This window comes from Arcanobacterium sp. (ex Cirak et al. 2026), assembly GCF_053585065.1.
Genome location: NZ_JBQJCE010000014.1, coordinates 1 through 12,449 on the forward strand (window position 1 = coordinate 1; position 12,449 = coordinate 12,449).

14 protein-coding genes and 1 tRNA gene are annotated in these 12,449 nt (G+C 54.5%); 8 read left to right on the forward strand and 7 right to left on the reverse strand.

Annotated elements, in window-relative coordinates; translation table 11 throughout:
- Window positions 1-106 precede the first annotated feature (106 nt).
- From ACTOVJ_RS07175 to ACTOVJ_RS07185, 3 genes are all read right to left on the reverse strand, one after another.
- Entirely contained in the window at window positions 107-361 is a 255-nt protein-coding gene (locus ACTOVJ_RS07175) for a metal-sensitive transcriptional regulator (protein ID WP_449502450.1), read from the reverse strand.
- Window positions 358-2,073: an FAD-dependent oxidoreductase gene (locus tag ACTOVJ_RS07180; protein ID WP_449504227.1), complete on the reverse strand. Its 1,716-nt coding sequence runs from the start codon at window positions 2,071-2,073 to the stop codon at window positions 358-360. The genes ACTOVJ_RS07175 and ACTOVJ_RS07180 overlap by 4 nt, the downstream gene beginning before the upstream one ends.
- 353 nt (window positions 2,074-2,426) lie before the next feature.
- Window positions 2,427-3,599: a GTP-binding protein gene (locus ACTOVJ_RS07185; protein ID WP_449504226.1), complete on the reverse strand. Its 1,173-nt coding sequence runs from the start codon at window positions 3,597-3,599 to the stop codon at window positions 2,427-2,429.
- A 91-nt stretch (window positions 3,600-3,690) separates the two neighbouring features.
- Between ACTOVJ_RS07185 and rpsN the strand changes: the two genes are divergently transcribed.
- The 6 genes from rpsN to ACTOVJ_RS07215 all read left to right on the forward strand — a co-directional run bounded on the left by rpsN (window position 3,691) and on the right by ACTOVJ_RS07215 (window position 6,536).
- A complete protein-coding gene (gene rpsN, locus ACTOVJ_RS07190) occupies window positions 3,691-3,996 on the forward strand; it encodes a 30S ribosomal protein S14 (protein WP_449502447.1) in 306 nt (101 codons plus the stop codon).
- 30 nt (window positions 3,997-4,026) lie between these two features.
- A complete protein-coding gene (gene ykgO, locus ACTOVJ_RS07195) occupies window positions 4,027-4,245 on the forward strand; it encodes a type B 50S ribosomal protein L36 (RefSeq protein ID WP_449504666.1) in 219 nt (72 codons plus the stop codon).
- Window positions 4,245-4,481, forward strand: a complete 237-nt coding sequence (gene rpmB / locus ACTOVJ_RS07200; protein ID WP_449504225.1) for a 50S ribosomal protein L28 — start codon at window positions 4,245-4,247, stop codon at window positions 4,479-4,481. The genes ykgO and rpmB overlap by 1 nt, the downstream gene beginning before the upstream one ends.
- A 41-nt stretch (window positions 4,482-4,522) precedes the next feature.
- Window positions 4,523-4,690, forward strand: coding sequence for a 50S ribosomal protein L33 (gene rpmG / locus ACTOVJ_RS07205; protein WP_278012416.1), 168 nt, complete (start codon window positions 4,523-4,525; stop codon window positions 4,688-4,690).
- A 295-nt stretch (window positions 4,691-4,985) separates the two neighbouring features.
- Window positions 4,986-6,320 (forward strand): branched-chain amino acid transport system II carrier protein, encoded by a 1,335-nt coding sequence (brnQ, locus tag ACTOVJ_RS07210; protein WP_449502445.1) that lies wholly within the window; start codon window positions 4,986-4,988, stop codon window positions 6,318-6,320.
- Window positions 6,321-6,462: 142 nt separating this feature from the next.
- A tRNA-Met gene (locus ACTOVJ_RS07215) sits at window positions 6,463-6,536 on the forward strand.
- Here the strand turns inward: ACTOVJ_RS07215 and ACTOVJ_RS07220 are convergent.
- Window positions 6,496-6,852, reverse strand: a complete 357-nt coding sequence (locus ACTOVJ_RS07220; RefSeq protein ID WP_449504675.1) for a helix-turn-helix transcriptional regulator — start codon at window positions 6,850-6,852, stop codon at window positions 6,496-6,498. The genes ACTOVJ_RS07215 and ACTOVJ_RS07220 overlap by 41 nt on opposite strands.
- Here ACTOVJ_RS07220 and ACTOVJ_RS07225 point away from each other — a divergent pair.
- Complete coding sequence (locus ACTOVJ_RS07225) at window positions 6,809-7,219, forward strand: hypothetical protein (protein ID WP_449504224.1); 411 nt, start codon at window positions 6,809-6,811, stop codon at window positions 7,217-7,219. The genes ACTOVJ_RS07220 and ACTOVJ_RS07225 overlap by 44 nt on opposite strands.
- A gap of 248 nt (window positions 7,220-7,467) precedes the next feature.
- Here ACTOVJ_RS07225 and ACTOVJ_RS07230 read toward each other — a convergent pair whose 3' ends face one another.
- Window positions 7,468-8,961: an ATP-binding protein gene (locus ACTOVJ_RS07230; RefSeq protein ID WP_449502443.1), complete on the reverse strand. Its 1,494-nt coding sequence runs from the start codon at window positions 8,959-8,961 to the stop codon at window positions 7,468-7,470.
- A 398-nt stretch (window positions 8,962-9,359) separates the two neighbouring features.
- Here ACTOVJ_RS07230 and ACTOVJ_RS07235 point away from each other — a divergent pair, with 398 nt between their 5' ends.
- Complete coding sequence (locus ACTOVJ_RS07235; protein WP_449504667.1) at window positions 9,360-9,635, forward strand: hypothetical protein; 276 nt, start codon at window positions 9,360-9,362, stop codon at window positions 9,633-9,635.
- Here the strand turns inward: ACTOVJ_RS07235 and ACTOVJ_RS07240 are convergent.
- Together ACTOVJ_RS07240 and ACTOVJ_RS07245 are read right to left on the reverse strand one after the other, a co-directional pair.
- Window positions 9,632-11,143 (reverse strand): relaxase/mobilization nuclease domain-containing protein, encoded by a 1,512-nt coding sequence (locus ACTOVJ_RS07240; protein WP_449504223.1) that lies wholly within the window; start codon window positions 11,141-11,143, stop codon window positions 9,632-9,634. The two genes, ACTOVJ_RS07235 and ACTOVJ_RS07240, sit on opposite strands and share 4 nt — an antisense overlap.
- Window positions 11,144-11,420: 277 nt before the next feature.
- Window positions 11,421-11,684: a hypothetical protein gene (locus ACTOVJ_RS07245; protein ID WP_449502439.1), complete on the reverse strand. Its 264-nt coding sequence runs from the start codon at window positions 11,682-11,684 to the stop codon at window positions 11,421-11,423.
- Window positions 11,685-12,449 lie beyond the last annotated feature (765 nt).

The window sequence follows — 12,449 nt, forward strand, 5'->3', positions numbered from 1 at the left end:
AAAAAAAATTTTTTCTAATTTTGCTCGGGGGGTTGGCCGGGTTTTTTCCCCCGCTCAAAACCCCTCGTATTTCATTCTCTGTCACAGAGTGATGCTTATTGGAGCTTTACGCCAATGATAGGAAGAGCTTGGATAACTTCTCCTCATCCACCTCATTGCCTGATGCAATGCATTGTTTCAAGCCTGTAGAAATCACGAGATACCCAGCACGATCGACTGCTTTGGAGACAGCTGCGAGCTGGGTGAGCGCTTTCTCGCACTCATCGCCATTTTCAAGCATTGCGATAACAGCATCGAGTTGGCCGCGTGCTCGCTTGAGTCGAGTAATCGACGAAGTGATGTTTGAGGGATCGAGTTTCATCCGATTGCCTCCTCGTGATGAGGAAGGCGAGCCTGACGTGACGCGTCCTGATGCGCTGTGTTGACGGCGGCCGTCCCTGCTTTCCACGTGAGGTATCCACCGTCGAGATTGGCCACATCGAACCCGAGCCCGGTCAGCAACGATGTGGCGATATGGCCGCGTAGCCCCACTTGGCAATGCACCAGGACACGACCGGCGTCGGGACCGGAGGCCGACGCGAGTAACTCACGTAACTCGCTAGTGCGCTCCCGTAACTCGTCGACAGGAATGTTGACTGCTCCGGGAATTGCGCCAGTGGCAAACTCTCCTGCCGATCGTACATCCACGAGCGTCCAACCGCGTGCACGGTAGGCGTTAAGCTCGTGCCACTGCACTGTCGACTCACCGTTGGCAATATTTTCAGCAACGAAGCCAGCCATGTTAATTGGATCTTTTGCCGAACCGAACTGCGGAGCATAAGCGAGTTCAAGATCTGCCAATTCTGATGCGCTCACGCCAGCACGCATTGCAGTAGCGATGATGTCGATGCGCTTGTCCACGCCCTCCATCCCGACGGCCTGCGCTCCGAGGATCGCATCAGTGTGAGCGTCGATCATGAGTTTGAGGTGGATCTGTTGTGAACCGGGATAGTAGCCAGCGTGGTTCACAGGGTGGAGATGGAGGACGCGGATTGCTCGCCCAGCATTCCTTGCACGAGTCTCGTTCCATCCTGTTGATGCGGCAGCCATTCCAAAGAGGCCGATGATGGCGGTACCGAGTACTGGTTGGCTCGCGGTGTCATGGCCGGTGATGACGTCGGCCACTAGACGGCCGTGACGGTTGGCACTCTGGGCCAAGGGAACAAGAACCTGCTCATTGGATACAGCATCGCGCTTGAGTGCAGCGTCTCCGACAGCGAAAATTGCGGGATCGCTGGTACGTTGGTGCCAATCGACTACGATACCACCGTTGGCAGCTACCTCCAGACCGGCGTCGGCAGCAAGAGCAGAATGTGGGCGTACGCCGAGTGATGCGATGACGACGTCGGCGGGATATGCTACCCCCGAGGCGACGACTGACTCGGCGGTCACCTCCGTCACCTCTGTGCCGGTCACCACGGTGATGCCATGTGAGCGAAGATGCTCAGCTACGGGCTGTGCCATTTCAGGGTCAAGGTTGGGCAAAATATGGTCAGCTCGATCGAGCACAGTAACTGAGAAACCTCGATGTGTGAGATTCTCTGCAACTTCCAAGCCCACGAATCCGCCACCGATGACGACCGCTGTTGGTGTATCGTCGCTACGAGTGTCGCAAGCAGCGATGAGCGCATCAGTATCCTCAATGTTGCGTAGCGGGAGTGCGCGCTCGATGCCCGGGATTGGTGGAATGATCGGGGACGCTCCGGGAGCAAGAATAAGGTAGTCGTAAGTCAGTTCATCCTCACCAGCGGGCGAAGTGAAACGGACAGTTTTTTGCGTGCGATCGATGGCTGTAGCGCGTGTGGAGACGCGGACATCGATTCGGAATCGGGTGGCAAGCGATTGCGGGGTTTGGAGAAGAAGCGAATCGCGCTGCACGATCACTCCTCCCACATGATAGGGAAGGCCGCAGTTCGCAAACGACACATAGTTTGTCGCTTCAAGAACCACAATCTCCATATTTTCATCTTGGCGACGGAGCCGAGTGGCCGCGGACATTCCGCCGGCGACACCTCCGATAATGACTGTGCGCATTAATCATTCCTCATCTAGGTAAAAAGGTTTGGCGCTGGCGCACGCACGCGCCAGCGCCGGTAGGTTCGAGGTGAAAGGTGAGTCAGAACGCCGGCTTGCGTTCAGAGTCAGAGCAGGTACACCACTGCTGAGCTGGTACTTGCGCTTTGACAGCAGCGACGTGCTGGCCACAGCCAGACCAAGTGATTTTTCCGCAGTTATTGCATGGAGCGGGCATGCACATGAGGAGTGCCTTTCGTTTGCAGTTCTTGCCTCGAACGGAGGCGCGTGTCAACAAGTCGAGCATACCCCAGGGGGTATGTGACTGGCAAGAATATCGCCGTCGCTGTCGTTAGTTGGTGATGGTGGCGGGGTTACTCGCCGAGCCACTCCTCAAGCCCGTCTGCGCCGACCCACGCCATCTCGTGCGGTTCACACAGGATTGAATGGAAAGCATTACTCACCCGTTGTGCTACCTCGTCGCCGCCAGTGCCGGTCACGATAATATGACAACGCGGCTGAGTGATTTCCTGACCAGTCTCGTCGATTCCTTCAGGGAAATCTGCCCATACCCCAGCTTCGCCGACGGCAATCTGTCCGCCCGCAGTTTCCCATGAGCATACGGTGTTGGGACGTGAAATAAGCCAGAAACATCCGCGCCCGCAGGCGCCCTCCGCAGCGAGTTCTTCAGCAAATTCCGTAAATCGCTCAGGATGGAAAGGTCGCTCCGAGCTCAACTCGAGAGTCCATGTTCCGTAGCACTGTGGCCCTCCCCATGCTTGCGTGGTGACAGGGTGGACGCGCTCAACAGCGCTGACAGGATCGTGTGTGAGTGATTCAGCCAGTTCGATCCAGGCACTATCCATTGCATTGGCGAGCAACGTATCGTGCGGGCGCAGATGTTCAACGAGTTCGCCACCAGCGCCGTCCATGTCGCCTGAAACGAGGACGAGATCGGCGTATCCGACGTTCATCATGTGGATCTCAGCAACGCACCGCGGATCATCGTCAACAATCGCAATTCCCGCCTCGGACGCTGTTTTGTGGGTGAGGAGGTGGTCGGTTGCATGGTCGACGTCAATCAAATGCGCAACTCCGGCCAAACGTGCCAGGGGATTATCAGTATCGGTTCCGCTCACCTCGTCAGCGTCAGCGTCAATATCAGCGTCAGCGCTGTCAGGGGTGAGTGAGAGTGATTCAAGCGCATATGCGAGCGAAGGTGCCAGGTGGGGGAGCTCAAGTCCTGCTGGAAGGAAAAGAATTGTGCGCTCGATACCTGCGCGAATGCGCCGACAGATACAGTCAAGGATTAATTCGCGTAACCCACATGTGAGGCAATCGCCGGGGATTTCGTGGGTTTCGATTCCGTCTATGAGGTCAGTTTCCGATGAAGGGTCGGTGGGGGTGAGGCGAGTTTCGTGGAAAGTGGCACGTGTGCCGTTGATTGACAGGCCGACGACGTCGGTGGCTGGGGCATCGATCGAGAGAGCGGTGATATCGGTCAACATCGGGTCTGCGCTCGAAATTGCGATCACGGGGTGGGGCACGGTTTCTCCTCGCTTGCTTTGTTGAGAATGATTATCTATTATTCCAGAGAAAGATACATGAGATCAATTCTCAAGTGAAAGGAAGTTTCGAATGGCCAAACGGTCGAAGATCGTGGCTGATCAGCGTCGGCGCGAGATTGTTGCGCGCTACGCGTGGCGCCGTGCTGAACTGAAAAAGCGCAGTGTGAACGTTCATCTCACGGATGAAGAGCGGGCTCAAGCGATGGCAGCCTTGCATGCGCTCCCACGCGATGCCTCACCGACTCGCTTGCGCAACCGTGACGTTGTTGACGGGCGCCCGCGCGGTTATTTAGGGAAATTTGGCCTTTCGCGTGTGCGTTTCCGCAAAATGGCGCTCGACGGCGAACTGCCCGGTGTGCGCAAGTCGTCGTGGTGAGGGAATAAGTTCACCACAAACCCGTTGAGGGTGGTAGAGGCGAGAGCAAGAATCAACTTCAATGAGGTTGAGCTGCTCAATCACCGGCACACGGCCGGATTCGCCGGAGAAGTGAAGGAGGATGCGATGAAGGTTCGCGCATCGTTGAAGAGTTTAAAGAATCAGCCCGGTTCGAAGGTCGTTCGCCGTCGTGGCAAGACCTACGTAATCAACAAGTTGAACCCGAAGTTCAAGGGAAGGCAGGGCTAATGGCCACCTACTGTCAGGTGACGGGGCGCAAACCTGATTTTGGGAAGAGTGTGTCGCATTCGCACCGCCGTACCAACCGCAGGTTCAACCCTAACCTCCAGAAGAAGCGTTTTTACGTCCCGTCGTTGCGCCGCACGATCACCTTGACGGTGTCAACCAAGGGACTGAAAACCATTGATTCGAAAGGGATCGACGCCGTGGTTGCCGATATGCTGCGCCGCGGAGAGAAGTTGTAGACGCGATCATTGAATCGCATATCAGAATGTGAGGTGCCGATATGGCAAAGGCAGCAGACGTCCGCCCGATCATCAAGATGGTCTCAACGGCGGGAACTGGATACACCTACGTGACCAAGAAGAATCGACGTAACACTCCCGATCGCCTTGTGCTCAAAAAGTACGATCCGAAGGTGGGAAAGCATGTGGAGTTTAAAGAGTCACGCTGACGGTGACCAGGCATAACGTTACCGATGGTTCCCGGTAGGAGTCGGCGAGCCGAGAGGACTTTTTGAGGATTTCTGACAGACGACGTCGGTGCGCGGTGCGTGCCGACGTCGTTTTTTCGTGTTCACTATGTGGGCCAGCGCGAATAATTACACGTTTTTCTACATAATGTGTGGCAACCCTGTGAAGATGTGATCGTTACAGACGTATGTTTGGCGTATGTGTCCGCTGTGTGGTGGTTCGCAGACATTGCTCTTCTTGGGGAGATCTCTATACATAATTGAAAGAAAGATATTGATGCGCACTCTGCTGGTTTCTGGCCTTGCACTGTTTGCCATGTTCTTCGGGGCGGGCAACTTGATCCTTCCCACAATGATTGGAGTTAATGCCGGTGAGGCAGCCTGGACGGCTGCCCTCGGCTTCCTGATTACCGGCGTGGCATTGCCAGCAGCGTCAATGATTGCGTACTCCACTAAACGTGGCGATGAACCCCATATTGGAGGACGCATTGGTCGTCATCTTGGGCCGCTGCTGATCCTGTTGGTGTTCCTTTCTTGCGGAATGCTCTACGGGATCCCGCGCGTTGCCGCCGTGAGCTTTGAGATGTCTGTGGTTCCGGTGTTGGGTGCAAGTTCGAATATTGCTCTTGCTCAGGCGCTTTTTCTCGCTGGATTCTTCACAGCTGCTTTTGTGGCGGCATTGCGTCCGAGTGCGCTAGTTAGGCGCATCGGACTTGGGTTGACGCCGGTGCTGATGCTTCTTCTTATTGTGTTGATCATTGGAGCGTTCCAAACGGATCCGGCTGGACATGCGACCACTGCGGAATTTGCTGCCGCCCCTGTTGCTACCGGTGTCATCCAGGGATACTTCACGATGGATGCAATCGCTGCGATTGTTTTTGGTGGCGTGATTTATTCAGCGATGGAAGCCGACGGGCGACACGGTGCAGCTTTGCGGCGCGGTATGGCTGCCGCTGCGGGGGTTGCCGCCTCGATGTTGGCATTGGTGTATCTGGGTCTTGTTCGAGTGGGGATAGTTGGCGCTGGTGATAATGGGGCAGCTGTGCTGTCCAATGTGGCAAAGCATCTCTTTGGTTCTCACGGTCAGCTCGTGTTTGGCCTGATCGTTTCCCTCGCGTGCCTGACCACGGTGCTCGGATTGCTCGGTGCCTCTACGCAGTACTTCCATCGCATGATTCCGCAGGTGTCGACCCGTGTGTGGCTTGTTATTCACGTGCTCGTCGCTTTCGCTCTGGCGAACTTGGGCTTGGCGAAGATTTTGGTTGTAGTTGCTCCGCTCAACCAGCTGCTCTATCCGGTGGCGATCTGCCTGGTGTTGGTGGCATTGCTGGAGATGGTAATCGGGCGAAAGCTGACGTGGGCATACTATCTGCCAGCCTGGGTGAGTGCCCTTTTGGCAATTCCGCAGGCGCTGCATTCCACGGGTCTCGATGCCTTTTCCGGATTGGGGACGTTCCTGGGATATTTCCCGCTCGGTTCATACCAAGTGGCGTGGCTTGTGCCAGCACTCCTGGCGCTCGGCGTAGGGCTTGTCGTGGATTTCCTCAACGCCCCGCAGGTTCTGCGCGACGAGCCGGTGCAACTTGCTGACGATCTGTCCGCAGCGATATGACGATGAGTGTGGGCGCTGGGGAACTACGGTTCTCTGGCGCTCTTACTCTCGGTGAGGTCACAACAATGATGTGAATGTGGGGCAACGCACGTTCATGTGTCTTGCGGTTGTGGTGGAAGGTGCCTAAGATAGATCGAGTCGACGCGGGGTAGAGCAGCTCGGTAGCTCGTCGGGCTCATAACCCGGAGGTCGTCGGTTCAAATCCGGCCCCCGCCACGAATGAAATGGTCTTGGACTCGAAAGAGTCTGAGGCCATTTTCTTTTGCTCAATTTCCATAGCCTCGCGTTGAAGCAGGTCTGTGATACCTACTCGCAACAAGACAGCAGCACGCGTCAGGTCTGTGACACTCCACGCCGTCTTGCCTGAGAGCTTTCGCGAAGTAGTTGGTATGGAAAGTCCCAGCGCTCGTGCTAGATCTGCCTGTGTGAGGCCGCGGCGGAATAACCAAAAGCGAACTTGCTCCCCCCCCCGACAAGCATGTCGGTCGATGCGGGAGATCGAAAACCGGATCGGCCCGGTCGAGATTGCCACACCTCGGGAGGTGATCGCGGCCAGTGATGAGCAGATTCGTGTCGCTGCCCCGACACTAGAAAACGAGAAGGTTGAGCCGCGCCAGGTGCGTGAGGAAGCAGCCACGTCCAAGCGTGGCCCGGTCCCGGCATGGGTGAGCCAGTGGAGTAAAGACTTCCGTGCTGGCCAAGCCAAACCCACCGGACACTACATCAACCAGGTCACAGCGGATGATGAGGCGACGATGGAAGCGGACGCGAATCAGGCACACCTGGAAGCCGACGAGCTGCGTGTCCACACCAAAAAAGAAAAAGAAGCGAACGCAGGGATGCCGGAGACGCAGGTGTTGCCCGCGACGTTTAATCAAAAGATGGTGCTCGATGTGTAGGCGAAAGAAAAGGCTCTTCAACACCGTCGTGACGTTCTCGGGCCGGAAGCTGCCAAGGCTGAGGAACTCAAAGATGTGTCTTTCCCTGAACCAGCAAGCGAAGGGATCAAGAAGGTCGGGAAAACCAGCAAAGTGCGCCGTCCGCGTGCGAAGAAAACCGCCCGCACCCGTACCCGCTAAAAACGAGCGGAACAGGATTTCCTTGAGAATATGGAACAGTGGAAGGGCGAGTGCGCTGAGCAGATCAGCTACCTGTTGGTCAGCCGGTAGCGCCTCTTCGGACTAAATTGATGCCCGATACCTTCCACAACTCCCGATTCGAGAAGTTCTGTGAGATAGTCGCGGACAGTCTTTGCTGACAATCCTGAAGCTTGTGATAGTTCTGAAGTCGATACGCTTCCCTTTTCACTAATAAAAGCGATGATCGCATTGCGTGTATTGTCTCGAGAATAAGAAAATCCTTCCTCCTGTGTCATCGAGCGGTGGAAGAAAACAGTTTCAAACTCGATTAACGAACTTGAGAAGCTGGGAGGGGCAAGTAAAGCATCTGAGAGCGACTTTTCAATTGTGGGAATACCCGTCCCACGATTTTCTACCACGTGGCCGGAGACCCCAGAATCGTCGACGATAGAGACGTCTTCAAGAATTCTTGCCAAAAACTGGTTACGTGAAAGAGTAGCTCCATTTTTGCCGAGCTTATCTACAGTGAGTGATCCATAAAGACCCCCAGGGTTGTTTATCAACAACCGATCAGGATATAACTCGACTCGTACAGGCATACCGTGGGAATCAGGAGAGAGGTCACGGTGCATAAGCGCGTTCGCAATCGCCTCGCGAATAGCGATTAAAGGATAGTCAGGAACATTTTCTCTCAAGCCTGAGGTAATAATTGCTCCATGTTTCATGTTTCTCTTCGCTGCTTGTATCACTGTGGTGATCATCGTTGGGATAGAACCATCGATACTCATTCCATCCGTGTACCGCACGTTTCCTGATCCGCCTTTCGTGATCGAGGGAAAGACAGTAAAAGTGACGTTGAGGCGGGGAAAGAATTTCTGCGGGAAAATGCCAAGCGCAAGGAGTCCTGCAATTGTGGGACGGATTTTTCCATCGTTGTCGTAGGCAATGATGCGCCTATTGGCGAGCAAAGTTTCGTCATCGAGTAGAGCTTGCCGCCCAAAACTCATGTTGCGAACATTATTTAGCCAAGCAGAGACAAGATCAGAGTCGAGATCGTCAAAGGTTGCGTCTAAAACTGGTATGCAGTCAAAACGAGCTGAATGGTGCTGGTTTTCAAGGAAACGGTCGATTTCATAAATAGTCATCTTATGATCGCCATCTCCGGTGCGTACAAAGGAGCCATGTATACGGCCGTGCTTTTTAACAAAACACGGCTTTTCTTTAGTTGGAAGCGGGGAAACGTTTGCGACAACGATAAGTTTGCCTTCGAATTCGAGAACTTGAATATCGATAGGCAGTGGAGGCTCAATGCGATTGCGAGCAGCCTGCGCGAGTTCCGACTGGAGCGAACGAACGTCAATGTTGTCTACTGGCTTGAAGTTTTTCTCAGATATACCCAGAATTACGGTTCCACCGGCAGTATTTGCGAATGCGCATAGCGTGTCAACGACACTTTTAGGGAAACCGCCACCGGCTTCCTTAATCTCATAAGTAGCAAGATCGGTTCCTGCTTTCTCCATGAGGGAGATTGCGCTTGCCAGGGAATCGTTATCTGAAATCATTGAGCTTTCCTACCTAGGAAGTGAACCTGAGAACCTAGGAAGTGAACCTAGGAAGGGGGTGTGGGTTGAGTTCCTAGGTTTGATGATAACTTCGCCATATTCCTAATATCAAGATTAGCTAATCTACGCCACTTAGTCGGGAAATGTGAAGACTCAATTTGCGTTAGATATAACCTTTATACCGAGGAAGTGAACCTAGGAGGGGGGTAAGCACAGGTTGAGTGTCGATGTCGGCCACCGATCCGACGCCCCACACGCAAAACCAAACCACCCGCACGAGTTAATTGTCAGAAATCGTTGTTTTAGGTTGGGGTTTTCGTTGCTGTCATGCTCGAAAGTCGGGATTATGATTGGTAATCGTGTTAATAGGGTTGCTTCCTTGACTGTGATCTTGTTTCGTGCCCCAGGTTCAATGCGCCCAATCCGAGTGCCATCCTGACCCTATTTTTGAAGGCGAGTCCTACATTGGCCGGTACAGAATTTTCTTCGAACGTATGATCGCTGAAGGAAATTACGATGCCGTTGCCCTGCTGACCGAAGTAGCCAACAGTGGCGAATATGAAGAGCCCTCACCGGCTCTTTCACTGGTAAACCTTGAGGCATCCATCAAAGCGCGAATTGCATACATTAAAGCACTGCCTGATGACCAGTTTGACGCAATGGCGAACCGTTAGGGAAACGTCTGCGTGTGTGGTGCTTGTTCCGTGTTGGTTGTCGGCGGCGGGCTCGTGATAGGTCCGAAAACGGACAGGAAACTGCGGGCACGGTCGAATTCTGTCATGGACTCGGTCGGAGGTTGCGGGCGGGAAGCTGACGTCGTCGACGTCGCGTTCAATGCGTTGATCGCGTTTTGTGCCTCCACCGGCAGTGGTGCACGCAATGATGCGAGTGCGGTTTCGATGTCTTTCTTCGCTCGTTTCGCTGTCACGATCTGCTGGTTAATCGTCAACAAGTCAACGAAAGCGGTCCCGATACGTACGCTCGCGTCGAACGCTTGCGCGCTTGCCCACTGGCCACCACCACGATACGGCATGGACATGAGTGCACGCCCCGCACGAACATGAGCCGACGAAGGCGACAACCGACGGCGGCTGGGACGCAATTTGTATTGAGCTGTCCGGCCAAGTGAACGTGCAGCACGCGCAAACCTCCAGCCGTCTTTACCGTGTGCGAGGGCAAGAGTGGAGAACATATTCGCTGCTTCTGCCGCGACAGCCGACAATCCTTCATCATCACCGAGTCGAACGGCACGCATTTTCGCCAACGTCATATCGGTCGCTGCAGCCAAGTCACGCCACACTGTCTCCGGGTGCGCCTCGGGCCTGGGGCGTGTGGAGTGAAGATTCTTCCACTCATCGAGTGCTTCCATGCGTGCGGTTGGAGTCTCAGCCCACTGCATGCGCAACCACGGCAGACGCAGATCACGCGCAACCCATCCACCGCCATACCACTTGCCCGCCTGCCCATCACTATCTTTGAGCGCGACCGAATAGCCAGTGACCGTGTCGCGCCCGCCACTGGCGTAGCGCGGCCGGACGAGAACACCTTGCGCACGAAGCTCACGCACATACTCCGCTTCCGACGTCGCAACCGTGAGTGCGGCGCGCATGCGCACTTCCAACATTCCCTTATCAGTCATCGGCTGGCCAGCGTGTTGCGCCGCACGCTGCTCAGCGGGGGACTCCCCGATCGAGCCGCGTTGATGCTCACGCGACTCAACAACAGCGAGCCCGTATTTGTGTTCAAGGATGTTGCACGCGTGTTGTGCGCGCCTGTAGTCGTTCCACGTATTCACTTTCGTGCCGTCTTCACGAACAATGTTCGCCACAATATGAATGTGGTCCCCGCCGCCTTTGTTCGTCCCGTGACGCACGGCGACCCATCGGGCAGGGGAGCGTCCCGAGGCGTGAGTGAATTCCATTTCGTTCATAAAGTCTTGTGCGACACGCGCCCACGCTTCATCGGACAGGGGTTGCTCGTCAGGATGAAGGGTGAGCGAGCAGTGCCACATGTGTGCAGCTCCGCGTCCACGCGTGACCATTTCTTCTTTCTCGTAGTCCCACGTGGTCTGATTGCCCCACACGTTCACAGAATTTTCGGCCATATCAAGGTCAAGCATCTCGGCAACGTCGAACTGTTCATCGCTCGTGAGGATGCGCGCTCCGTAAAAATCTGGATGCACAATGTCGAAAGAACCCGCACCCGTGCGTCAACGTCGTAAGGAAAACGACAAGCAACAATCCGCGCCAGCGCCCGTGGAAGGGAATGAATGGAAGAACACCACGACAACTAGCGTGAAATGATCGCCAGCGTCGAACAAAAATAAGCGTGAGTACGCGTGCCGCAGACACTGTTTCGTCAAACAATCGAAACAAAAACATGCGCACCGGCGTACGTGTCGCTCGAACAATGGAACAAAAACGTCCACTGTTCGAGCGACAGAGCGGAGGATATGCTGGTTAGGTTAGTGCTGCCCGTGTGAGCGCGTTTCGTACCCACTGCGATTCGGTGATGCCTTCCGTGGAGGCTTTTTGTGAGATGAGATTCCATACCGCCTGCGGTACGCGGATACTTTTGGCGAGAAGTGGTTGTTCTTTTGGCTCCCAGGCTCGTCCTTCGACCCATTCAATTGTCGATTCGGGGAAGCCGTTTTCTGCGTCGCTAGCCCAACGTAGGATGTCGTCGTCGGTGAAGCGTTCACCATTGGCTGCGGTATATTCCATTTCTGTACTCCTTTCGGAATCCTTCGGTGAGGTAGTTTGCGTGAAAGATTAAGACAGTATTTTGTTCCATTTGCGTGCAGACAAATTCAATCGGCCGTCCCTCGTTATCGAAGCCGTGGAGGTAAACCTGTGTGGTTCGGTGTCCTTGTCTCGACTTCGAATAATTGCGGTGTCTATGCCAGTTGAGTAGGCTGTCATGATCTGTTCAGCAGTGAGTTCATGTTTAAACGCGTGGCGATGGATCAGAACACGCACGAGCACCTGCTTCCGAATACGTATCAGATATTGTCAAGAATATACGTGTGGGTGATGAAGAACCAGTGCATTTTGTTGGCAAGATATGTGTAGGTTCATGCCTCTTACCCCCTGTTGTTACCACGTATGAACTCACCACATATTTCCCGTCGGTTCCTTGGGTGAGTGTGAGGGTGTAGAAAGTTTTTCGGTTCCGGCTTTCGGGTTCGTGGCGGTGGCGTTCGGATCAAGACTGACGCGCGGGCGTGCGAGAGCGCAGTAAAAATTTTGGCCTCCTCTGATCCCTTCGGATGGAGGAAGCCAAAACTTTTTGGTGTCGAAAATGAAAATACCTTTGACCGGCGTATCGCTATGAGGATAGCGCCTACATGTTCGCCAAGGCGTTATCGATCACTGCGCGAATAAAGTCAGAATTGTTCCATCTCATTTGCTCATGCATATAGTAGAGACACTCGTGTATGCGCGTGAAAGTGCGAATACCATTTGAAGAATTGGCGTAGCGTCGTGAAT